Annotated in this window: 21 protein-coding genes; 9 read left to right on the forward strand and 12 right to left on the reverse strand. The window is 61.0% G+C overall.

The features are described 5' to 3' along the window. Window positions 1–108: 108 nt before the first annotated feature. Together clpA and DSM107133_RS14120 are read left to right on the forward strand one after the other, a co-directional pair. Complete coding sequence (clpA, locus tag DSM107133_RS14115) at window positions 109–2430, forward strand: ATP-dependent Clp protease ATP-binding subunit ClpA (RefSeq protein ID WP_114292661.1); 2322 nt, start codon at window positions 109–111, stop codon at window positions 2428–2430. Beyond that, a complete protein-coding gene (locus DSM107133_RS14120) occupies window positions 2427–3398 on the forward strand; it encodes a M23 family metallopeptidase (protein WP_114292660.1) in 972 nt (323 codons plus the stop codon). The genes clpA and DSM107133_RS14120 overlap by 4 nt, the downstream gene beginning before the upstream one ends. Before the next feature lie 353 nt (window positions 3399–3751). Here DSM107133_RS14120 and DSM107133_RS14125 read toward each other — a convergent pair whose 3' ends face one another. The 8 genes from DSM107133_RS14125 to DSM107133_RS14160 all read right to left on the reverse strand — a co-directional run bounded on the left by DSM107133_RS14125 (window position 3752) and on the right by DSM107133_RS14160 (window position 12179). Further along, window positions 3752–5815, reverse strand: coding sequence for a peptidoglycan -binding protein (locus DSM107133_RS14125; protein WP_114291516.1), 2064 nt, complete (start codon window positions 5813–5815; stop codon window positions 3752–3754). Then, window positions 5815–7029 (reverse strand): biopolymer transporter ExbB, encoded by a 1215-nt coding sequence (locus DSM107133_RS14130; protein WP_114291515.1) that lies wholly within the window; start codon window positions 7027–7029, stop codon window positions 5815–5817. Before DSM107133_RS14130 ends, DSM107133_RS14125 begins: the two co-directional genes overlap by 1 nt. A gap of 72 nt (window positions 7030–7101) precedes the next feature. Beyond that, window positions 7102–7632 (reverse strand): gamma-glutamylcyclotransferase, encoded by a 531-nt coding sequence (locus DSM107133_RS14135; RefSeq protein WP_114291514.1) that lies wholly within the window; start codon window positions 7630–7632, stop codon window positions 7102–7104. A 137-nt stretch (window positions 7633–7769) separates the two neighbouring features. Then, a complete protein-coding gene (locus DSM107133_RS14140) occupies window positions 7770–8567 on the reverse strand; it encodes an extensin family protein (protein ID WP_114291513.1) in 798 nt (265 codons plus the stop codon). Further along, window positions 8564–9514 (reverse strand): prephenate/arogenate dehydrogenase family protein, encoded by a 951-nt coding sequence (locus DSM107133_RS14145; RefSeq protein ID WP_114291512.1) that lies wholly within the window; start codon window positions 9512–9514, stop codon window positions 8564–8566. Before DSM107133_RS14145 ends, DSM107133_RS14140 begins: the two co-directional genes overlap by 4 nt. Beyond that, window positions 9511–10602: a histidinol-phosphate transaminase gene (hisC, locus tag DSM107133_RS14150; protein WP_114291511.1), complete on the reverse strand. Its 1092-nt coding sequence runs from the start codon at window positions 10600–10602 to the stop codon at window positions 9511–9513. The genes DSM107133_RS14145 and hisC overlap by 4 nt, the downstream gene beginning before the upstream one ends. Window positions 10603–10814: 212 nt before the next feature. Continuing rightward, the gene (rpsD, locus tag DSM107133_RS14155) at window positions 10815–11435 is read right to left on the reverse strand and encodes a 30S ribosomal protein S4 (protein WP_114291510.1); all 621 of its coding nucleotides are present in this window, start codon (window positions 11433–11435) and stop codon (window positions 10815–10817) included. Between the two features lie 123 nt (window positions 11436–11558). Continuing rightward, complete coding sequence (locus DSM107133_RS14160; RefSeq protein ID WP_114291509.1) at window positions 11559–12179, reverse strand: DNA-3-methyladenine glycosylase I; 621 nt, start codon at window positions 12177–12179, stop codon at window positions 11559–11561. A gap of 96 nt (window positions 12180–12275) precedes the next feature. Between DSM107133_RS14160 and DSM107133_RS14165 the strand changes: the two genes are divergently transcribed. The 6 genes from DSM107133_RS14165 to DSM107133_RS14190 all read left to right on the forward strand — a co-directional run bounded on the left by DSM107133_RS14165 (window position 12276) and on the right by DSM107133_RS14190 (window position 18549). Further along, a complete protein-coding gene (locus DSM107133_RS14165) occupies window positions 12276–13118 on the forward strand; it encodes an EAL domain-containing protein (protein ID WP_240310336.1) in 843 nt (280 codons plus the stop codon). 170 nt (window positions 13119–13288) lie between these two features. Continuing rightward, window positions 13289–14464, forward strand: coding sequence for an acetyl-CoA C-acetyltransferase (locus DSM107133_RS14170; protein WP_114291508.1), 1176 nt, complete (start codon window positions 13289–13291; stop codon window positions 14462–14464). A gap of 332 nt (window positions 14465–14796) precedes the next feature. Then, the gene (gene phbB / locus DSM107133_RS14175) at window positions 14797–15519 is read left to right on the forward strand and encodes an acetoacetyl-CoA reductase (RefSeq protein ID WP_114291507.1); all 723 of its coding nucleotides are present in this window, start codon (window positions 14797–14799) and stop codon (window positions 15517–15519) included. A 120-nt stretch (window positions 15520–15639) separates the two neighbouring features. Next, window positions 15640–16245, forward strand: coding sequence for a TetR/AcrR family transcriptional regulator (locus DSM107133_RS14180; protein WP_114291506.1), 606 nt, complete (start codon window positions 15640–15642; stop codon window positions 16243–16245). Window positions 16246–16255: 10 nt separating this feature from the next. Continuing rightward, window positions 16256–17236 (forward strand): zinc-binding dehydrogenase, encoded by a 981-nt coding sequence (locus tag DSM107133_RS14185; protein ID WP_114291505.1) that lies wholly within the window; start codon window positions 16256–16258, stop codon window positions 17234–17236. Between the two features lie 371 nt (window positions 17237–17607). Then, on the forward strand, window positions 17608–18549 hold the full coding sequence (locus DSM107133_RS14190; protein ID WP_114291504.1) for a transcriptional regulator GcvA: 942 nt from the start codon (window positions 17608–17610) through the stop codon (window positions 18547–18549). A 51-nt stretch (window positions 18550–18600) separates the two neighbouring features. On the opposite strand, the gene DSM107133_RS14195 is transcribed toward DSM107133_RS14190, so the two are convergent. The 3 genes from DSM107133_RS14195 to DSM107133_RS14205 form a co-directional block, all read right to left on the reverse strand. Then, window positions 18601–18765, reverse strand: coding sequence for a DUF465 domain-containing protein (locus DSM107133_RS14195; RefSeq protein ID WP_114291567.1), 165 nt, complete (start codon window positions 18763–18765; stop codon window positions 18601–18603). Between the two features lie 100 nt (window positions 18766–18865). Further along, window positions 18866–19552 carry a methyltransferase gene (locus DSM107133_RS14200; protein ID WP_114291566.1) on the reverse strand — a complete coding sequence of 229 codons (687 nt, stop codon included), beginning with the start codon at window positions 19550–19552 and terminating at the stop codon, window positions 18866–18868. A 47-nt stretch (window positions 19553–19599) separates the two neighbouring features. Beyond that, on the reverse strand, window positions 19600–19815 hold the full coding sequence (locus DSM107133_RS14205) for a DUF2007 domain-containing protein (protein ID WP_114291503.1): 216 nt from the start codon (window positions 19813–19815) through the stop codon (window positions 19600–19602). A gap of 55 nt (window positions 19816–19870) precedes the next feature. On the opposite strand from DSM107133_RS14205, the gene DSM107133_RS14210 reads away from it, so the two are divergent. Then, window positions 19871–20872 (forward strand): polyprenyl synthetase family protein, encoded by a 1002-nt coding sequence (locus DSM107133_RS14210; RefSeq protein ID WP_114291502.1) that lies wholly within the window; start codon window positions 19871–19873, stop codon window positions 20870–20872. Here DSM107133_RS14210 and DSM107133_RS14215 read toward each other — a convergent pair. Continuing rightward, the gene (locus DSM107133_RS14215; RefSeq protein ID WP_114291501.1) at window positions 20865–21734 is read right to left on the reverse strand and encodes a 4-(cytidine 5'-diphospho)-2-C-methyl-D-erythritol kinase; all 870 of its coding nucleotides are present in this window, start codon (window positions 21732–21734) and stop codon (window positions 20865–20867) included. The genes DSM107133_RS14210 and DSM107133_RS14215 overlap by 8 nt on opposite strands. Window positions 21735–21739: the final 5 nt, after the last annotated feature.

The following is a 21739-nucleotide window of genomic DNA, read 5'->3' on the forward strand; positions in this document are numbered from 1 at the left end:
AACCCTTGAAGCCAGCCGTCGATCAACCAAACTCTAACAGTATGAGGCCATGGTTGGCAGCAGGGCCGTCAAACGCCTTCACCGACCCAGATCAGAAGGAGCACGAGCGTGCCTTCATTCTCGACGACATTGGAAAAAGCAATCCATTCCGCGCTGGCGCTGGCAAACGAGCGCCGCCATGAATTCGCAACGCTTGAGCATTTGCTGCTGGCGCTGGTCGACGAACCCGACGCCAAACGTGTCATGCAGGCCTGTAGCGTAGACGTAGACGAACTGCGCACGACGCTGAACGAATTCGTCGACGAGGATCTGTCGAACCTTGTCACAGACATCGACGGCAGCGAAGCCGTGCCCACAGCGGCGTTCCAGCGTGTTATTCAACGCGCGGCAATTCATGTGCAGTCGTCGGGCCGCACCGAGGTGACAGGCGCCAACGTGCTGGTCGCGATCTTTGCCGAGCGCGAAAGCAACGCGGCCTATTTCCTGCAAGAACAGGACATGACCCGTTATGATGCGGTCAACTTTATCGCCCACGGCGTCGCCAAAGACCCCGCCTTTGGCGATCCGCGCCCCGTCTCGGGCGCGCCCGAGCATGAGGACGAGCCGCAGGGCGTGACCGAAGGTGAGAAAAAGGATTCGGCGCTTGAGAAATACTGCGTCGATCTGAACGCCAAATCGCGTGAGGGTGAAATTGATCCGTTGATCGGACGCGACAGCGAAGTCGAACGCTGCATTCAGGTTCTGTGCCGCCGGCGCAAGAACAACCCGCTTCTGGTGGGCGACCCCGGTGTTGGCAAAACCGCCATCGCGGAAGGTCTGGCGCGCAAGATCGTATCGGGCGAAACGCCCGAGGTTCTGGCCAACACCACGATCTATTCGCTGGACATGGGCGCATTGCTGGCCGGCACACGCTATCGCGGTGATTTCGAGGAACGGCTGAAAGCGGTCGTGACCGAGCTGGAAGCGCACAAGGACGCGGTTCTGTTCATCGACGAAATCCATACCGTCATCGGAGCCGGTGCCACATCGGGCGGTGCGATGGACGCGTCCAACCTGCTGAAGCCTGCGCTTCAGGGGGGCAAATTGCGCACCATGGGTTCGACCACCTACAAGGAATTCCGCCAGCATTTCGAAAAGGACCGCGCCCTGTCGCGCCGGTTCCAGAAAATCGACGTCAGCGAACCGTCGGTCGAAGATGCGGTGAAAATCCTGCGTGGTCTGAAACCCTATTTCGAGGATCACCACTCGGTCAAATACACCTCGGATGCGATCAAAACCTCGGTGGAACTGGCCAGCCGGTACATCAACGATCGCAAACTGCCCGACAGCGCCATCGACGTCATCGACGAGGCCGGCGCGGCGCAGCATCTGGTGGTCGCCAACAAGCGGCGCAAGACCATCGGCACCAAGGAGATCGAGGCCGTGGTGGCCAAGATCGCCCGCATCCCGCCGAAAAACGTATCGAAAGACGACGCCGCTGTGCTGAAAGACCTCGAAGGGTCGCTGAAACGGGTGGTCTTTGGTCAGGACAGCGCCATCGAGGCGCTTGCCTCGGCCATCAAACTGTCGCGTGCCGGCCTGCGCGAGCCGGAGAAACCCATCGGCAACTACCTGTTCGCAGGACCAACCGGCGTGGGCAAGACCGAAGTGGCAAAACAGCTGGCCGATACGCTGGGTGTGGAACTGCTGCGGTTCGACATGTCGGAATACATGGAAAAACACGCGGTCAGCCGTCTGATCGGTGCCCCTCCGGGCTATGTCGGCTTCGATCAGGGCGGTCTGCTGACCGACGGGATCGACCAGCATCCGCACTGCGTTCTGCTGCTGGACGAGATGGAAAAGGCGCACCCGGATGTCTACAACATCCTGTTGCAGGTCATGGACCATGGCCGCCTGACCGACCACAACGGTCGCACGGTGGACTTCCGCAACGTGGTGCTGATCATGACCTCAAACGCCGGTGCGGCGGAACAGGCGAAAGAGGCGATCGGCTTTGGCCGTGACCGTCGCGAGGGCGAGGACACAGCCGCCATCGAACGGACCTTTACGCCCGAATTCCGCAACCGTCTGGACGCGGTGATCAGCTTTGCCCCACTGCCCAAGGCGGTGATCCTGCAAGTGGTCGAAAAGTTCGTGCTGCAACTCGAAGCACAGCTGATGGACCGTGGTGTGACCATCGAACTGACACGTCCCGCCGCTGAATGGCTGGCCGACAAGGGGTACGACAGCAAGATGGGCGCGCGCCCCTTGGGCCGCGTGATCCAGGAATACATCAAGAAGCCACTGGCCGAAGAACTGCTCTTTGGCAAACTGGCCAAAGGTGGCGTGGTCAAGGTCGGCATGAAAAACGGCGTGCTCGACCTCAAGGTCGAAGGGCCGGAAAAACCGCAGATTTCGGGCAACAAGCCGCCCCTTCTGACGGCGGAATGATCCGCACGCTTTGCGCTGCACTGTCACTCACGCTCGCCGCAGGGATGCCTGCGGCGAGCGAACCTGTTTTGACATCCCCGATAGCCTGCGATCTGGGGCGCGACTGTTTCATCCAGCAATATGTCGATCACGACCCGACCACCGGCGCATTCGACTACCGCTGCGCCCCGCTCAGCTATGACGCCCATAAAGGCACCGACTTTGGCCTGGCCACCCTGAAACAGATGCAGGCGGGCGTGAATGTTCTGGCCAGCGCCACCGGCACTGTCAAAGGGGTGCGTGATGGCATGGCCGACCGCACCTATTCCAAGGATAACAGCGCCGAGGTTGCGGGCCGTGAATGCGGCAATGGCGTGGTCATCGACCACGGCAAGGGCTGGGAAACCCAATATTGCCATATGAAAAAGGGCAGCCTGTCGGTGCGCACGGGCGAGCAGGTCGAACGTGGTGCGGTGCTGGGACAGGTTGGCAACAGCGGGCGCGCCCAATTTCCCCATGTCCACCTGAGCGTGCGCCACGATGGCGCCACCATCGACCCGTTCGATCCCGATGGCGCGATCACCTGCGGCAGCCCTGATACGCATACCCTGTGGCAGGACCCGCCGCCCTACCGGCCCGGCGGCATTCTTGACGTGGGCTTTTCCGATACCGTTCCCGCCTATGGCGATGTCAAATCAGGCCAGGCCAACGCCCCGTCCCTTTCGGCCACAACACCGGCTTTGGTCGTCTATGGCTTTGCTTTTGGCGGCCAAAAGGGCGACAGGTTTCGCATCGCCCTGACCGGACCCGATGGCACCATCGTCGATCAAAGTGCCACGCTGGAAAAGCCACAGGCCCAGTTTTTCCGCGCTGTCGGCAAACGGCTGAAACGGGCCCGCTGGCCCGGCGGCACCTACACCGGCACCGTCACGCTGATCCGTCAGGGCCGCGACATTGACAGCCGCAGCGCCCGCATGACCCTGCGCTAGGCTCTGGACCCATTAATTCTATATACTCAGTTTGACAGATTTTTTCGCAGACAAGAAGCATTTGCGCAAGAATAGTGGTTCTATTTTAAGCAGATGCGCCGCAGGCTGCGGGAAAATCCGTCAAACCCGAAGGGCGGCGATTTCGCTTCATTTCAACGTCTTGGGTCGCTTGCAAATAGAACCACTATTGGCTGCACGCCCCAAACCTTTGAAATTTCGCGAAATCGCCGCTGAGTATATAGAATTAATGGGTCCAGAGCCTAAGCCCTCCTTCATCTTGCCAGGCAAACTCCGGGGGCGGCGCGCCAGCGCCGGGGGCAGAGCCCCCAGACGCACAGCGCACCACCACGCACTTACTTCTCGGTAAATTTCAATTCGATCCGGCGGTTCTGCGCCCGCGCCGCGTCGGTGTCCGCGGTGTTCACAGGCTGGTACTGGCCAAACCCGTTGGCCGACAGCCGGTCCGGCGGAATACCAAGGAAATTCACCATATATTTCACAACCGACAGCGCGCGCGCCTGGCTCAGTTCCCAGTTGTCGGCAAATTCGCCAAAGCCCGACAGCGGCACGTTGTCGGTGTGCCCGTCCACACGGATCACCCAATTGATCTCGGGCGGGATATCGCTGGCCACGCTGCGCAGGATTGCCGCGATTTTGGAAATCTCGCGCTGTCCGTCCTCGGACAGGGTGGCGGCACCGGGCGGGAAAAGCACTTCCGAAGAAAACACAAACCGGTCGCCTTCGATCCGCACCCCTTCCTGATTGCCCAGGACATCACGCAGGCGGCCAAAGAACTCCGAGCGGTATTTTTCCAGATCCTGCGCTGCCGCTTCCAATCGCTTGCGCTCCTGCTCTTCCAGCAGACGGCGGCGGCGCTCTTCTGCGGCCACACGCGCCAAAGCGGTGTTCAGGTCCTGGCCCAGCGATTGCAGTTCAACCTGCGCAGCTTCGTCCCGCGTCTTGGCGTCGTCCAGCAGCGCCTGCAATTGCCCCAGTTGCGCGCGCAGCGCCGCGACCTGCTGATTCAGCACCTCGGTCTTTCGCTGGGCGGCGGCAGATTTTTCCTGTTCCTCGGCCAGTTTGTCGCGCGCGGTTTGCAACAGCGCCGCGCGGCGTTCTGCATCGGTCATCGTTTCGTCGATGGCATTCTCGGCGGCCAGTTTCGCCGCCAGCGCTGCGGCCAGTTGCGCACGCACTTGCGCCGCATCAGCGTTCAGGCTCTGCGCCTCTGTTTCCGCTGCCAGCTTGGCCGCCAGAGCCGCCTGCAACTGTGTGCGCAAATCGGCGCTGGTTGATTTCGCCGCCTCTGCCGCAGCTGTCTGCGCCGTAACATCGGCAAGGGCTGCTGTGAGACGTGCGCGCAGATCCTGGGTCTCGGCGCTGCCTGCCTCGATGGTGGCCTGTGCCACGTCCAGCTGCCCTTGCAGCGCCGCAAGCTGACCTTCCAGGGCCTCCTTCTGCGCGCTCAGCGCCTGCCGCTGGCTGGCCAGTTCCTGCACTGTGCTGTCGGTGCCTTCGGCCTGCCCTTTCAGGGTTTCCACCTGCAAAAGGGCCGCAACCAGTTGCGTGTCCAGATCCGCCTCGGCCGCGCGCGCGGCGGCCAGAAGGGTCAGGGTTTCTTCGGCCTTTTTGCGCTGCGCTTCCAGCGCCAGGGTCATCGAGGTCAGTTCGGCATCTGCCTCACTCAGCCGTTCGCGCAAAAGTTTGGCGGCTTCTGCTTCGGCAAGTTTGGCCGCCTCTTCCTCGCTCAACGCTGTCTGGGTTTCCGCCAGCGCGCTGTTCAACGTCGCCAGTTGCCCTTCAGCCTCGGCATTTCTGGCCCGTAAATCCGCCACCAGCGCATCCAGTGCCTCGCGCCGTGCCGCAGCCAGTCGTGCCGCTTCCGTGCCGGCGTCGATTTCTTCCCGCGCTTGCGCCAGCGCCAGATTCAGCGCCTCTTGCTCGGACAACAGCCGCGTCTGTTCTGCCTGCAAATCCGCAACCGCAGCTTGGGCCTGATTGCGGTCGGCAAGCAAGGCTGCCACCTGCGCCTCGAAACTGGTAATCCGTGTCTGCGCGGCGGCCAGTTCGCTGGCCTGTGCATCACGTTGCTGGGTCAGCGAAGTGATCAGCGCCGCCTGATCCGACACCTGTTGCTGGGCATCGCTCAGCGTTGCTGAAAGCGCCGAAAGCCGCGCATCCAGTTGGTTGCCGCGCTGCTCTTCCAGCCCCAGCGCCTGTGCCAGCGCCGCTACTTCACCGGCCAGTTGGTCCAGTTCGCTTTCCTGCCCCGAGATGGTTTCGCGCAGCACATATTGCACCACCATGAAAATGGTCAGCACAAACATCAGCACCAGCAGCAGTCCGGTCATCGCGTCGACAAAGCCGGGCCAGATCGACCCCTGAAACCGCGAACCCGTGCGCCGCGACAAAGCCATCAGCCGTCACCTTTGATGTCGCCCGTTCCGCTTTGGACCCCGCGGCCACGATTGCCCCGGTTCTGCCCGCGCGGCTTTGACAGCGCCTGGGCCAACCCGGCAATATCGGTGCGCAGCTCGGCCAGGCTTTCCTGACGGCCTGCGGAAATCTCTTCCAGAATACGCAGCATCTGCACGTCGATCGACCGCAGCCGCATCCGGCTTTCCGCGTCAATCCCGTCGCCCGTCCCCTGTGCTTCCAGATGTGCAATCAGCCGCTCCTGCCCCGCGGCCACCCGCTCCAGCGCCGAATTCTCCGGGTCGCCGTGTTGCATCTGGCGGGTCATGCCCTGAATCGCATCGGCCAACGTGCCAAGCTTTTCGTCGACCATGGTGCGCGAGATATCAGACTGTGTGAACATCTGTTGCAGCGTTTCCATCTGCCCGGCCAGATGATCAATCACCCCCGCCATCACCTGACCGTCACCCGCCGCATCATCGCCCGACGCAAAACTGACGCGCGTGATCGAACTTAGCCATTCTTCCAGTTCGCGGTAAAACCGGTTCTGTCCATGGCCTGCAAACAGTTCCAACAGCCCCACGATCAACGATCCCGCCAAACCCAGCAACGACGATCCAAAGGCGACGCCCATGCCACTGAGTTGTGAATCCAGACCATCCATCAGGCGGCCAAACACGTCGACGCCCGCGTCACCCTCTTGCGGTGCCAGGCTGCGAATGGTGTCGACCAATGCCGGAACGGTGGTCGCCAGACCGTAAAAGGTCCCCAAAAGTCCAAGAAAAATCAAAAGGTTGACGATGTAGCGCGTGATCTCGCGCGCCTCGTCGACCCGCGTGGCCACCGAATCCAATATCGACCGCGTGGAGGTGGCCGAAACCTGCATCCGCGCCCCGCGCGTGCGCAGCAACGACGCCAGCGGCGCCAGCAGTTGCGGCGCCTTGTCATCGCCTTCCAGCGTGTCGGCGGCAAAGCCTTCGATCCACCGCACCGATCCGATCAGCTGCAAGACCTGCCAGAAACAGGCCACGACGCCGATCAGGAAAACAAAGAAGATAAACCCGTTTAGATAGGGGTTGGCCTCGAATACCGGCAGCACGCTGGGGGCCGCAACAAAGACCATTCCGGCACTCAGGGCGATCACAATCAGCATCAGTGCGATCTGACGCACCGGTTGTGAGAATTGTGGCCGCGTTTCGCGATCCATCTGCGACATGCGCCCGGGTCCTTGCCCTAAATTACTGCTCTGCAGCAACGATAACGAACATTTGCCATCAAGGCCAAGGGATTATGCACAGATTGCCCGCACACGCGCCGCCAACCAGTCCAGATCGGCATCTTGCAGGCCAATCTGGTTCAAATGATCGGCAGTGTTGAACAGATACTCGGTATTGGGGCCACGTCCGCCCACGGCCCTGGCGATAATCTGCGCCTGTTCTTCCAGTGGCAGGTCGCCGCAATACTGGTCGTGTTCCGGGTCAATAATATAGGCCACCGCATCGACAACGCGCCCGTCCACCAGTTGCAGCGACACCGTCGCCTCGTAATAGGCCGACGAAATCAGCTCGCGTGCGCGCAAATACTCCAGTGTCGCCGCTTCCTCGCCCTCGGCAACCGCCATTGCTATGCCTTCGCATGACGCAGCGCCCACCGCATCCAGCGCCAGCACCAGCCCCGGTTCTTCCTCAGAGCCACGGTGATGGATCGAGCGCATACAGAATGATCGCTGATACCCTTTCAACCGCGCCACCACGCGGTCCGCCACCGGAAATCCGGGGTTCCAAAGCAAGCTGCCATAGCCGAAAACCCACATCGTCATCGCATCTTATCCCTTCTGTCCGTCCATAGGGTAAATCCGATCCGCACTGCGATGAAAAGGGCAAGCGCCCCAGATTTCTTTTGGCCCGAAATATCCTGGGGGAGCCGCGCAAGCGGCGGGGGCAAAGCCCCAATCACCTATCGGCAATACGAACCACTGCGATAACGCGCCGTGTCAAAATGGAAATGGTCGCGGTGAAAGCGGTCGGCATTCGGGCCCAGCACCGTGCCAAAGGGCCCGCAAGCCCCCGCGTGCATCTTGCGCAGCGCCTTGTTGTAGCGCGCAGAATTCCACCCTTCCTGAACGCTGACAATCTGGCCGTTTTTCAGTTGAAACCCCGAGATGTCGATCGCATGGCCCTTGCCGTGCTCCGACACTTTCGCGCCAGGCTGGTTGTTGCGGGTGCGACAGGTGTAATGCGCCGCCACGCGGTATCCGGTCAAACCGCCCAGACGCGCCATTGCGGGCTTTGCGCTGCGTTCAGTCCATTTTTTCAATGCCTTGGCCGTCGTGCAATCCATCACGGCCTCCTGGCTGAGCACGACGCCAGACACCGACCTCAGCTTGACCGCCTCGTCGATGCCACAGGCCGCAATCCGCCCCGGCACCGGACCGATATAGGTGCCTTGAAGCGCCAGGTCGCCGCACACCGAACCTTTGGCGCGCTTGCGTTTCTTGGCCATCGCTTTGTGTTCCAGCGCCTTGGGGCGCACGAACGGGCGCAAGGCGACCTTCGGGCCGGTGAAGGACGCCACCATCGCCAGATGCACAGCGCTTTGGTCCGGTTGCAGGACAATCACGCCCAACGGATCAATCTGCGCCCGTGCGACCACTTCGTTGGCTCGTGCAATCGGGCGAAGGGAGGTCTTGGGGGCCTTGGCCGCCGCCGTTGTGGCCACACAGACGGCCAAAATCAAAGACAGCGCAGCCCTCATGTCGTCTCTTTGCGCGGTGTGCGGCCAAAGTCCGGCGCATCGGTGTCCTGACCCGCCTCGATAATCCCGCGCCGGATTGCACGGGTGCGGGTGAAATAGTCGAACAAATGGTCGCCGTCGCCGGTGCGAATGGCGCGTTGCAGGGCAAACAGCTCTTCGGTGAAACGGCCCAGAATTTCCAGTGTCGCGTCCTTGTTGGTCAGGAACACGTCGCGCCACATGGTCGGGTCAGATGCCGCGATGCGGGTAAAGTCACGAAAGCCGGCGGCCGAGTATTTGATCACTTCGCCATCGGTCACGCGGCCCAGATCATCGGCCACGCCCACCATCGTGTAAGCGATCAGGTGCGGCGTATGCGAGGTGACGGCCAGCACCAGATCATGGTGATCGGCATCCATTTCCTCGACATTCGAACCCAGACCTTCCCACAGGCTGCGCAGTTTCGCGGTGGCCGCAGGCTCCGTGCCTTCAACCGGAACCAGCAGGCACCAGCGGTTGTCGAACAGCGTCGCAAAGCCCGACTCCGGCCCCGAATGCTCGGTTCCCGCCAGCGGGTGGCCCGGAATGAAATGCACACCTTCGGGCATGTGCGGGCCGACGTTTTCGATGACGTTGCGTTTGACCGACCCCACATCGGTCACAGTCGTGCCCGGCGCCAGATGCGGCGCAATCTCGGCGGCGACCGAAGCCATCGCGCCCACAGGCACCGCCAGCACCACCAGATCGGCGCCCGCCACCGCTTCGGCTGCGGTATCGCAGACACGGTCGGTCAGCCCGATGCGGCGCGCGGTGTCGCGGGTTTCCTGACTGCGTGCATAGCCGGTGACCTCGCCCGCCAGACCACCGCGCTGGATGGCCCAGTACATCGACGACGCGATCAGCCCCAGACCGATCAGCGCAATGCGGTTGTAGATTGGGGCCGCAGGTGCCGTCGCCAGAGCCGTCATGCGCTTTTGCCTTCCTTGAACTGGCGCACCGCGTGAACAACACGACGGCATGCGCTTTCATCGCCCACAGTGATCCGCAGCGCGGCAGGCAATTTGTAGCCAGCCACTTTGCGCACGATCAATCCCTGACTCTGCAACCATGCATCACAGGCGTTGGCCTCGGCGGCGCTGCCAAATCGGGCCAGCACAAAGTTGGCATGGCTCACATCAGACGGCACGCCCAGGGCGGCCAGCCCTTCGGCCAGAATTGTACGGCAACGGGCATTCTCGCTGCGGCAATGGTCGGCATAGGCCACATCGCGCACCGCCGCCTCGGCGGTGTCCAGCGCCGCCTGACTTACGTTGAACGGTCCGCGAATGCGGTTCAACACGTCGATCACATGCGCCGGACCATAGCCCCAGCCGATGCGCAGCCCCCCCAGGCCGTAAAGCTTGGAAAAGGTGCGTGTCATCACAACGTTCTGACGGCTGTCAACCAGCGAAGAACCACCATCATAACCTTCGACATAATCGGCATAGGCACCGTCCAATACCAGCAAGGCCTGCTTGGGCAACCCGTCGGCCAGACGTGCAATCTCGGCGTCCGAAATCATCGTCCCTGTCGGGTTGTTGGGGTTGGCGATGAACACCAGCCGCGTCTTCTTGTTGCAGGCCGCCAGCAGCGCGTCGATGTCGGTGACACGGTCGGCTTCCAGCACTTCAACCGGAGTCGCCCCCGCCGCTTTGGCGCTGATAGCATACATGCCAAAGCCGTGGACCGTGTGCACAACTTCGGTGCCAGGCCCCGCATAGGCCTGACACAGGAATGCAATGATCTCGTCCGATCCCGCACCGCAGATAATCCGCTCGGCGTCCACGCCATGCACCTGCGCCAGAGCGGCGCGCAACGACGCGTGGTCCGTCGACGGGTAGCGGTGCAGCTGGTGTGCCGTGCGGCGAAACGCTTCCATAGCCTTGTCAGAGGGGCCAAGCGGGTTTTCGTTCGACGACAGTTTCACCGCGTTTTCGACGCCCGCCACATGGCTGGTGCCACCCACATAGGGGTCGATTGTCATAATGCCGGGTTGTGGCGCAATGGCTTGGGTCATGGGTTGGCTCCTTCGCGGCTTGTTTTAGCGGGGCATACGCGCCTGCGCCATGCTCTTTTGGTCATGCAGTGTTTTGCGTGCCCAGCGTGACAATCCCACCGCATTGCGCGGCATATCGTTCCGCTGGACAGTGATCGCCCTGCCCGCCCCAAACGCAAAAAGGCCGCGCTCGGTGCGCGGCCTTTCGTAAGCTGTGGAACAGATCGGGTTGATCAGTTCTTGGCGTAGAATTCGACCACGAGGTTCGGTTCCATGATCACCGGATAAGGCACATCGCCAAATGCAGGCGTGCGCACGAATGTGGCGGTCAGTTTCGAATGGTCGACGTCCATATAGTCGGGCACGTCACGCTCGGGCAGCTGTGTGGCTTCCAGGATGGCGGCCATCTGCTTGGAACGGTCACGCACTTCGATCACGTCGCCTTCTTTGACGCGGTAGGACGGGATGTTCACTTTCTTGCCGTTCACACGGACGTGGCCGTGGTTCACGAACTGACGGGCCGCAAACACGGTCGCCACGAATTTCGCGCGGTAGACAACGGCGTCCAGGCGACGCTCGAGCAGGCCGATCAGGTTTTCACCGGTGTCGCCTTTGACACGCTCGGCTTCGGCATAGATGCGGCGGAATTGTTTTTCGGTCAGGTCGCCGTAGTAGCCTTTCAGCTTCTGCTTGGCGCGCAGCTGCAGACCGAAGTCCGACAGTTTGCCCTTGCGGCGCTGGCCGTGCTGGCCGGGGCCATATTCACGACGGTTGACCGGCGATTTGGCGCGGCCCCAGATGTTTTCGCCCATACGGCGGTCGATTTTGTACTTGGCAGACGTGCGTTTGGTCACGGCTGGTCTCCTTTATTTAGGTTCATAAAGGGCGTTGTCCTCTGGCTTGCACCCGACAGGCATCCCCTTGCAGGGGCCACCAACACCAATGAAGGGGCGCTTATACGCCCGCTTGGACCAGAGTCAACGGGCTTTCCACGGGTTTTCGCGGCCCATTTGCGCAACCGCATCGTGGCGGTGGCACGTGGTCAGATGATCGTTGACCAGACCACAGGCCTCCATCCATGCATAAACGATTGTGGGACCGCAGAATTTGAAACCGTCTTTCTTCATCTGCTTGGAGATTCGCACGCTGAGGTCGGTGCTGGGTGGCACCTGGGACTGGGCCGTATATTTTGGCTGCAAGGGTGCGAAATCGACAGTGCGCCACATGTAGGTGTCAAAGCCTTCCCGGTCCTCGATTGCGCACCACGCGCGGGCATTTGAAATGGTCGCGGTGATCTTGCCGCGATGGCGGATAATACCCGCATCCTGCACCAGCCGATCCACCTCGTCATCGCCCCATGTGGCGATGTCGCGCGGGTTGAAACCGCGAAAGGCCGCACGGAAATTTTCCCGCTTTTTCAGAATGGTAATCCATGACAGGCCCGCCTGAAACCCGTCAAGGATCAGCTTCTCCCACAGCGCGCGGCTGTCGTATTCGGGCACGCCCCATTCGGTATCGTGATAGGTGCGATAGATCGGTTCGGACCCTGCCCAATTGCAGCGGCTGATCCCGTCATCGCCCGTGATTTCCCCGCACATCGGCCATCTCCGCCAATTTGGCTAGAATTAGAATATTAAGCCGTTGTTAGAGAATATGGCGACAAAGTGGAAGCCGAACACGCGAGTCAGGAGAAGATCGTGAACCTGAAGAAACGCCGCATTGCCGATATCCCGCCCGGGGCTGAAAACCCGTTAACCTTTGCGGTGTCGCGCCGTGACGGGTCGGTGATGGACATGGTGGCCGATGCCATCCGTCACAAGCAAACATTGCTGGCATTTCAACCCGTGGTTCTGTCGGGTGATCCGTCGCGCATCGGCTTTCACGAGGCATTGATCCGCATCACCGATGAAACCGGACGGGTCATTCCCGCACGCGACTTTATGCATGTGGTTGAAGCCACCGAAATGGGCCGCGAAATCGACGTTCTGGCCTTGCAGATGGGGCTGCGCGCCCTGCACGAAACGCCACAATTGCGGCTGTCGATCAATATGTCGGCCCGTTCGATCGGATATGCAAAATGGACCCGCACGCTGCAACGCTGGCTGGATCGCAACCCCACCATTGCCGAGCGGCTGATCCTTGAGATCACCGAAGGGTCGGCCATGACGGTGCCGGAACTGGTCATCGACTTTATGGACCGCTGGCAGGTACGCGGCATTTGTTTCGCGCTGGATGATTTCGGATCGGGCCAGACGGCCTTGCGCTATTTCAAAGACTTCTTCTTTGACATCCTCAAGATCGACGGCCAGTTCGTCTCGGGCATTGCACAGGATACCGACAATCAGGCGCTGGTGCGGTCCATGGTGTCGATTGCACAGCATTTCGACATGATGACAGTTGCGGAATTCGTCGAAACCGAAGTGGACGCGCAGGTTTTGACCAAACTTGGCGTGAACTGCTTGCAAGGCTATCTTTACGGTGCGCCCACCACCCTGCCCGATTGGAAATCCAAGCCGGTTGTCCGTGCCGTTGGCTGAAACGCCCGGTCCGCTGCCCGTTCCCGCGGGCTGTCGTCAATTGGCCATCCGTTTACGTTGTGACACAGGATCGAATGGTTTATCCATTCTCTTAAGTCGAGGGGCCCGGACGCGGCATGTTGCCTGGTCTGACAATATGTCCCTCGTCAAACAACAAGAGGATGCATTCCATGACCAACGTCGTCATCGCCTCTGCCGCACGCACCGCCGTCGGCAGTTTTTCCGGTTCTTTCGCCGGCACACCCGCACATGATCTGGGCGCCGCTGTACTTGAGGCGATTGTCGCACGCGCCGGTATCGACAAGGCCGAGGTGAGCGAGACCATTTTGGGCCAGGTTCTGACCGCTGCCCAGGGGCAGAACCCTGCCCGTCAGGCACATATCAATGCCGGCCTGCCGATTGAAAGCGCAGCGTGGAGCATCAACCAGGTGTGCGGTTCGGGTCTGCGCGCCGTCGCCCTTGCCGCCCAGCATATCCAGTTGGGAGACGCTGACATCGTGGCCGCGGGCGGTCAGGAAAACATGTCGATGAGCCCCCATGCCGCGAATCTGCGCGCAGGCCACAAGATGGGCGACATGCAGTATATCGACACGATGATCCGCGACGGTCTGTGGGATGCGTTCAACGGCTACCACATGGGTCAAACAGCCGAAAATGTTGCGGAAAAATGGCAAATCGGCCGTGAACAGCAAGATGAATTCGCCGTCGCTTCGCAGAACAAGGCCGAAGCCGCCCAAAAGGCCGGCAAGTTTCAGGACGAAATTGTTGCCTTTACCGTGAAAGGCCGCAAAGCCGATACCGTGGTAGACAGCGATGAATACATCCGCCACGGTGCCACGCTGGAGGCGATGCAAAAACTGCGCCCCGCTTTCACCAGGGACGGGTCGGTCACAGCGGCCAACGCGTCCGGCCTGAACGACGGTGCTGCCGGCGCGCTGCTGATGACAGCGGACAATGCCGAAAAACGCGGGATCGAACCGCTGGCGCGAATCGTTTCCTATGCAACAGTCGGTCTTGACCCGTCGATCATGGGCGCGGGCCCGATCTTTGCCTCGCGCAAGGCCCTGGAAAAAGCCGGCTGGCGCGCCGAAGACCTGGACCTGGTCGAAGCCAACGAAGCCTTTGCCGCCCAGGCCTGTGCGGTGAACAAGGACATGGGCTGGGATCCGTCCATCGTGAACGTCAACGGCGGCGCGATTGCCATCGGCCACCCAATCGGCGCCTCGGGTGCGCGGATCTTGAACACGCTGGTGTTTGAAATGAAACGCCGTGGCGCCAAAAAAGGCCTTGCGACATTGTGCATTGGCGGCGGCATGGGCGTTGCCATGTGTCTTGAGCGCCCCTAATTTCCGTCAGGCCGCGCAATATAGTTGCGGGCGCATGACGGAATGAGTAACAAGATTTCGCGGCATATCATGTGTCGCGAAATCCAAAGGTTGCTTCGTGCCGATAAAAACAGCTTTTTCAAACCGGTTAACCACGTCTGCCACCCGCAGCGTGACAACGGTGCACCCTTTGCGACCAACATCCGCGCAATGCGCACAAATCCCCTCTTACGCCCACGTTTCGTGTAACACTGGCTGTGACAAAACCTTGTCATATTTGGTGCAGTAAATGCATGGACGACCGAGGCGGATACACGCATTAATAGAATAAAGATCAATTGGAGGAGAATACCATGGCCAGAGTTGCACTTGTTACCGGGGGATCGCGCGGAATCGGCGCGGCCATTTCGCAAGCCCTGAAAGACGCAGGATACAGCGTCGCCGCGACATATGCCGGCAACGACGAAGCCGCCGCGAAATTCACCGATGAAACCGGCATCAAGACCTACAAATGGAACGTTGCCGACTACGACGAAAGCAAGGCAGGCATCGCCCAAGTCGAAGCCGACCTTGGCCCCGTCGACGTCGTGGTGGCCAACGCAGGCATCACCCGCGACGCGCCCTTCCACAAAATGACCCCCGAACAGTGGCATCAGGTTGTCGACACCAACCTGACCGGCGTGTTCAACACCGTGCACCCCGTCTGGCCGGGCATGCGCGAACGCAAATTCGGCCGCGTGATCGTCATCAGCTCGATCAACGGGCAAAAGGGCCAATTCGCACAAGTGAACTATGCCGCGACCAAAGCGGGCGATCTTGGCATCGTCAAATCGCTGGCTCAGGAAGGCGCGCGCGCAGGTATCACCGCCAACGCCATCTGCCCCGGCTACATCGGCACCGATATGGTCATGGCCGTGCCGGAAAAGGTGCGCGAATCGATCATCGCGCAGATCCCGACAGGCCGCCTGGGCGAACCGGAAGAAATCGCACGTTGCGTTGTGTTTCTGGCTTCGGACGATTCGGGCTTTATCAACGGCTCGACGATCTCGGCCAACGGCGGCCAGTTTTTCGTCTGACGCCATCAAATCTCTTTGCAAGCGGCGCGCCCATCTGGCGCGCCGTTTCTGTTTTTGCCTTTTGGAAAAAGATTGTCCCAACCACTAGACGACCGGTCTATTAGCGCCTATCTGAGGGATATGACACAGCCAACCAAATCAGAACAGACCCGCCAGCAGATCCTGACCAAGGGACGAGAGCTGGTTTTGCGCGGCGGTTTTAGCGGCGTGGGGCTTTCGCAGATCCTTGCCGCCAGTGGTATCCCAAAAGGGTCGTTCTACTATTACTTCTCGTCCAAAGAAGTCTTTGGCTGCGCCCTGCTTCAGGACTATGTCGACGACTATCTGGCCCGTTTCGACGCATTGGCCGACGGCCCGGGAACCGCAGGCGACAAGCTGCACAGGTTCTGGTCGGCATGGCTGGATCACAGCGGCACCTGCGGCATCGCGTCGGGCTGCCTGGTTGTCAAACTGGCGGCCGAAGTCGCCGATCTGTCCAACGACATGCGCGTCATACTGGATGCAGGCGTTGACCAGCTGACCGCACGCATTGCCGATCTGTTGCGCGCCGGGGCCATTGACGGCTCGGTGCGCGCACTGCCCGACCCCGACGCCTCAGCCCGCATTCTGTATGCAACTTGGCTGGGGGCCGCGATCTTGTCCAAGCTGTCGCAAAACGACAGTGCCTTGCGCGGCGCGCTTGACGACACCGCACGCCGCCTTTCACCAGAACACACTGAAAACTAAGGAATACATCATGAAATCTGCCATTCACGACACTTTTGGCGAACCCGTCGACGTACTGGAAACCAAAATCATTGACACCCCCGAGCCCGCCGCTGGCGAAGTGCGCGTCAAGATGCTGCTGTCACCGATCCACAACCATGATCTTTGGACGATCCGTGGCAACTATGGCTATAAACCCGAGCTGCCGGGCGCGATTGGCGGATCCGAAGCGATGGGCACCATTGACGCCGTTGGTGCGGGGGTCGACTCTTCCGTGATCGGTCAAAGGGTAAGCATCGCAGGCGTGCACGGCACATGGGCGGAGTATTTCATCGCCCCCGCAACCGGCGTTCTGCCGCTGCCGGATGCGATCTCTGACGCCATGGGTGCGCAGTTGATCGCCATGCCGTTCAGCGCGATTTCGCTGTTGGAAATGTTGCAGGCAAAACAGGGCGACTGGATCATCCAGACCGCGGCCAATGGGGCTGTCGGCAAAATCATGGCGGTTCTGGCCAAATCGCGCGGCATCCATCTGCTGAATCTGGTGCGGCGTGACGCTGCGGTGGCCGAACTGACTGAACTGGGCATCGACAACGTGCTGTCCACGTCGGACGCCGACTGGAAAAGCAAGGCCCAGGCGCTGATCGGCAAAACGGGCGCCGTGTCGGCCATCGATTCGGTTGGGGGTGACCTAGCACAGGACCTGACCGATCTGCTGGGCGCCAATGGTGAGTTGGTCGTGTTCGGCACGGCCACAGGCGCACCGTTGCCTTTGTCCTCGGGCACGCTGATCATGAAACAGATCACGGTCAAAGGGTTCTGGGGCTCAAAGGTCAGCAGCGATATGGACCCGGCCCAGCGTGTCCGGCTGATCACCGAACTGGTGACGCTTGCCGCCAAAGGTGAACTGACGCTGGAAGATGGCGGCGTTTATGGTCTGGATCACCTGTCTGAGGCAATGACCGCAGCGCTGACGCCAGGCCGCGCGGGCAAGGTGATGCTGCGGCCCTGACCCCGCCTTTCACATAGAAAAAGGGGCGGCCAACTTGGGACCGCCCCTTTTTATTCCGTAAGATCCGTGTGCACCCGGATCAGCGGAAAACCGTTTTGGCCTGACTTAGCGGGCCGATTTTGCGCCGAAAATCCATGCCATAGCATCCTGAACGAACTGCCCGCGAGCGACATGGGCCGAACCGATGGCGGTGCGTGCGGCGGGGTTTGTGGTGGCTTCGAACATTGTGATCTCCTTGGTGGCCATTGACTGGGAGGGGTCTGGCTGTGGTGTCTGTGATTGGGGCGTTGTCTTGCACTTAACATGAACTTGTGCGCACCCTATGACAAACGAGAGTTTTGACCACTTCAGATAAGTATAATTGAACTGACATGCCTGACCGCCTGCCCCCGCTTACTGCATTGCGCGCCTTTGATGCCGCCGCACGCCATATGTCGTTCGCCAAGGCGGCGGATGAACTGCACGTCACGCCTGCGGCGTTAAGCTATCAGATCAAATCGCTCGAAGCGCATCTGGGCGCACCGCTGTTCCGCCGCTTGAACCGCGCTGTCGAGTTGACCGAAGCAGGCCACACGCTGGCCCCCGGCGCACAGGACGGCTTCCAGACGCTGGCAGCTGCATGGCGCGCCGCTGAACGCTTGCAGGATAACGTGACCCTGACCGTCACCGCAGGTCCGGCCTTTACCGCCAAATGGCTGGCGCCGCGTCTGTATGAATTTGCCCAGGCCCATCCCGAGATCGAATTGCGGTTTTCAGCCTCGCTCAGGATGATGGACTTTGCCCGTGACGCGGTCGATGTGGCCATTCGCTTTGGCTATGGCCCCGATCCGGGGCTATATGCCTTGCCGCTGGCAGATGAATGGATGTGTCCGGTCATGACCCCCGAAATGGCGGCGCAATACCCGACCCCCGAAAGCCTGATGCAGGCCAGCCTGATCTGGGACGAAAGCGTTAATTTTTTGGATCCGCCCTGTGACTGGGCAACGTGGTTCCGCGCGATGGGCATCGACCATGCGCCCAGCCACGGCCCACGTTTTTCCCAGGCAGATCATGCTGTTGATGCAGCTCTCGCCGGCGTAGGTGTGGCGCTGGGACGCCGTGCATTGGTGATCAAGGATCTGGCCGATGGCCGTCTGGTCGCGCCATTTAAGGTTGCCCTGGGCACAACCGCGCGGTTCCGGTTCTTGTGCCCGCTCGGAGCCGAGAACCGCCCGCAGGTCGCAGCATTCCGCGACTGGATTCTGGCAGAAATTGAAAAAACCGCCCATGTGACCGACGCATTGCGGATCGTTCAGGCGGCTGATCTTTCGTAACCGACCGGCGGCGCCGTCATCACGGCGCACGCCAGCTTGGCTAAAACGCGGTCAGACTGACAAACGCGTGATTTCTTCTTTTAGACGGAGTTTTTGCTTTTTCAGCTCGGCCACTTTTAACGTGTCCGCTCCCGGCGCGCGCAGTTCCTTTTCCACCGCGTTACTCAGGGTCTCGTGCTTTTTCTTCAACTCGTTGAGATGTGCGCTCAAGCTCATGCAATCCTCCATTTGTTCAAGTACAAGGCGAGCAAACCATGATTTTACAATTCTGTCACGCTGCATGCGCATCATAGATATGTGATCTACAACCCGATGGCTAAAATTCCAGCGCGGCCCCATCGCGCAGAACCGCTTTTATTTCAGTCGTATAGCTTTCTGCATCGCGCAAATGGCTTTCGCCGCGGTGCAGAAGGCGTGGAAAATGCAAGCGAAATTCCGCGCGCCCGCCTTTGCGTGCGCGGATAATGCACAGTTCCGGGGCGCGACCGGGGCGTGCTGAAAAAGGCAGCACTTCGACACTGCCCATCACCGGGCGAATGCCTGCCAGAATATCGGGCAGACGCGCCATGCGGTGAATAAAATGGGCGAATCCGCGATAGCGCAGGCGTTTGGCGGCGACCTGAACCCAGTCTTCCAGCGCCGTGTCCTCGCCCAATGCGCCCTCGCGACCCACATAGGGCGAGGGGCGGCTGGCACTGCGGTCAAAAAAGGGCGGGTTGGCAATCACATGGTCAAAGCTGCGTTCATTCAGGGGGACCGGCAATTGGGTCAGGTCGGCACAGGTGACGTCCAGCCCGTTGCGGCGGGCCAGATCCGCATAAAAGGGCTGGCGCTCGACTCCGTGCAACTCCAGCCCCGGCACCCGCGCGCCCAGACACAGGGCCGCCGCGCCTGCGCCGCAGCCCAGATCCAGCACCGATTGTCCCGCCTGCGCGGGAACGCTGGCAGCCAGCAGCACCGGATCCAATCCCGCGCGATACCCGGTGCGCGGTTGCCACAGCATCACCTGCCCGCCCAAAAAGGCGTCTTGGGTCAGATCGCTCTCCGCGCTCACCGGCCCAGCGGAATGTCGTTGTCGCGCATGACCCGTGTGGCGGCGACATGGTCATCAGAGCGCACCATCAGGCGGCGCGGGAAAATCCCGATCCCGCCTTCAAGCACGCTCATGTTTACGTCCAATTCAAAGCAGTCTATATCCTCGCCCGACAGTAGGGCCGAGGCAAAGGCGATGATCGTCGGGTCGTTGCTGCGCAAAAGTTCTTTCATGATCACGGATGTAAGAGAAGGCAGGCCTCAATGTACAGGGGCCAATGGGGGCAAGATGGACAGCAGCACAACGATGTTGAAACCGCATGACCGGCTGGCCGCCCGGCTGGCCGACGACATGGACGCCGTAAACACACTGATCCGCACCAAGATGGCCTCGGAACATGCGCCGCGCATTCCCGAAGTGACCGCGCATCTGGTGGGGGCGGGCGGCAAGCGTTTGCGCCCCATGCTGACACTCGCGTCGGCGCATTTGTGCGGATATACGGGGCCTTATCACGTTCATCTGGCCGCCACGGTCGAATTTATCCACACCGCCACGCTGTTGCACGACGATGTGGTGGACGAAAGCGAACAGCGCCGTGGCCGCCCCACCGCCAACCTGCTGTGGGACAACACCTCCAGCGTTCTGGTCGGGGATTACCTGTTCGCCCGCTCCTTCCAGTTGATGACCGAATGCGGTTCGATGGAGGTGATGCGCATCCTGTCCAACGCTGCCGCCACCATCGCCGAGGGCGAGGTGCTGCAACTGACCGCCGCACAGGATCTGGCAACGGACGAAGCTGTCTATCTGCAAGTTGTGCGCGGCAAGACCGCAGCGCTGTTTTCGGCCGCCATGGAAGTGGGTGGTGTCATTGCCGATGCCGATGCCGCAACGGTCAAGGCGCTGTATGATTACGGCGATGCGTTGGGGGTAGCGTTCCAGATTGTTGATGACCTGCTGGACTATCAGGGACAGTCCACAGCCACGGGCAAGAACATTGGTGACGACTTCCGCGAACGCAAGCTGACCCTGCCGGTGATCAAGGCCGTGGCCAAGGCAAATGCCGACGAACGGGCATTCTGGGTGCGCACCATCGAAAAGGGCAAACAAGGCGACGGTGATCTGGATCACGCGCTGGCGCTGCTGAACAAACACGGCACTTTGGCCGAAACCCGTGAGGACGCGCTGCATTGGGCCAACCGTGCCAAAGCGGCGCTGGCCCCCCTGCCCGATCACGACATCAAGGACATGCTGGTCGATCTGGCCGACTTTGTGGTCGACCGGATCAGCTGACCGCTTGCGGTTCGGCGGCGGTCTTCATTGACCCCATCCGCCCTGCGCGCACCCACCAGCCGGGCTGTGCCGCTGCCAGCATTGCCGCGCCGTCAGATGCCGCACCGGCGCTGGCGAAAACCCCGAAACAGGTCGCACCCGAGCCGGACATACGCGCCAGCAGGCAGCCACGCAGCGCCGCCAGTGCTTGACGGGTTTGCGCGATCTGCGGTGCGATGGCCTCGGCGGGTGCCTGTAGATCGTTGCGCTGCGTGGCCAGCCAGCGGCACAAGGCGGCTGCATCTGCGAAATCTGGCAGTGCGGCAGGCATCGGCGCATTGTCCTTTTGTATCAGCGCTTTGAATATCTGCGGCGTTGACACGGCGACCCGCGGATTGGCCAGCACCACATGCACCTCCGGCAGGCCTTCCAGCGGTGTCACCACATCCCCGATGCCTTGCATCCGCGCGGTTTGCGCAGGCACGCAGACCGGAATATCGGCGCCCAGCGCCAGCAGGTCCGAGGCATCACCGCCCTGCCCCGCCATGCGGCACAGACCGCGCCAGACCGCCGCCGCATCGGCAGAGCCGCCGCCGATCCCCGACGCGACCGGCAGGTCCTTGGTCAGTGTCAGCGCCACAGCGATATCGGGAAACAGCCGCGCGACGCGCAGCACAAGATTGTCCTCGCCTGCCGGAACCTGCGCCCCTTCGGCCCCGTCCACATCCAATGACACCGCGGTCGCGGGACGCAGGTGCACTTCGTCGCCCACATCGGCAAAGACCACCAGCGAATCCAGCAGATGATAGCCATCTGCGCGCCGTCCCGTCACATGCAGGGTCAGGTTGATCTTGGCAGGGGCAAAGACCCGCAAATCCGCCATCCCGA

It is taken from the genome of Pseudosulfitobacter sp. DSM 107133 (assembly GCF_022788695.1).
Classification (GTDB): Bacteria; Pseudomonadota; Alphaproteobacteria; order Rhodobacterales; family Rhodobacteraceae; genus Pseudosulfitobacter.

Excerpts from the sequence above, each read along its gene's own strand:
- DSM107133_RS14120 (WP_114292660.1), top strand. The coding sequence starts at position 2,427 with ATGATCCGCACGCTTTGCGCTGCACTGTCACTCACGCTCGCCGCAGGG.
- DSM107133_RS14125 (WP_114291516.1), bottom strand. The coding sequence starts at position 5,815 with ATGGCTTTGTCGCGGCGCACGGGTTCGCGGTTTCAGGGGTCGATCTGG.
- DSM107133_RS14130 (WP_114291515.1), bottom strand. The coding sequence starts at position 7,029 with ATGTCGCAGATGGATCGCGAAACGCGGCCACAATTCTCACAACCGGTG.
- DSM107133_RS14135 (WP_114291514.1), bottom strand. The coding sequence starts at position 7,632 with ATGACGATGTGGGTTTTCGGCTATGGCAGCTTGCTTTGGAACCCCGGA.
- DSM107133_RS14140 (WP_114291513.1), bottom strand. The coding sequence starts at position 8,567 with ATGAGGGCTGCGCTGTCTTTGATTTTGGCCGTCTGTGTGGCCACAACG.
- DSM107133_RS14145 (WP_114291512.1), bottom strand. The coding sequence starts at position 9,514 with ATGACGGCTCTGGCGACGGCACCTGCGGCCCCAATCTACAACCGCATT.
- hisC (WP_114291511.1), bottom strand. The coding sequence starts at position 10,602 with ATGACCCAAGCCATTGCGCCACAACCCGGCATTATGACAATCGACCCC.
- DSM107133_RS14160 (WP_114291509.1), bottom strand. The coding sequence starts at position 12,179 with ATGTGCGGGGAAATCACGGGCGATGACGGGATCAGCCGCTGCAATTGG.
- DSM107133_RS14170 (WP_114291508.1), top strand. The coding sequence starts at position 13,289 with ATGACCAACGTCGTCATCGCCTCTGCCGCACGCACCGCCGTCGGCAGT.
- phbB (WP_114291507.1), top strand. The coding sequence starts at position 14,797 with ATGGCCAGAGTTGCACTTGTTACCGGGGGATCGCGCGGAATCGGCGCG.
- DSM107133_RS14180 (WP_114291506.1), top strand. The coding sequence starts at position 15,640 with ATGACACAGCCAACCAAATCAGAACAGACCCGCCAGCAGATCCTGACC.
- DSM107133_RS14185 (WP_114291505.1), top strand. The coding sequence starts at position 16,256 with ATGAAATCTGCCATTCACGACACTTTTGGCGAACCCGTCGACGTACTG.
- DSM107133_RS14190 (WP_114291504.1), top strand. The coding sequence starts at position 17,608 with ATGCCTGACCGCCTGCCCCCGCTTACTGCATTGCGCGCCTTTGATGCC.
- DSM107133_RS14195 (WP_114291567.1), bottom strand. The coding sequence starts at position 18,765 with ATGAGCTTGAGCGCACATCTCAACGAGTTGAAGAAAAAGCACGAGACC.
- DSM107133_RS14200 (WP_114291566.1), bottom strand. The coding sequence starts at position 19,552 with ATGCTGTGGCAACCGCGCACCGGGTATCGCGCGGGATTGGATCCGGTG.
- DSM107133_RS14205 (WP_114291503.1), bottom strand. The coding sequence starts at position 19,815 with ATGAAAGAACTTTTGCGCAGCAACGACCCGACGATCATCGCCTTTGCC.
- DSM107133_RS14210 (WP_114291502.1), top strand. The coding sequence starts at position 19,871 with ATGGACAGCAGCACAACGATGTTGAAACCGCATGACCGGCTGGCCGCC.
- DSM107133_RS14215 (WP_114291501.1), bottom strand. The coding sequence starts at position 21,734 with ATGGCGGATTTGCGGGTCTTTGCCCCTGCCAAGATCAACCTGACCCTG.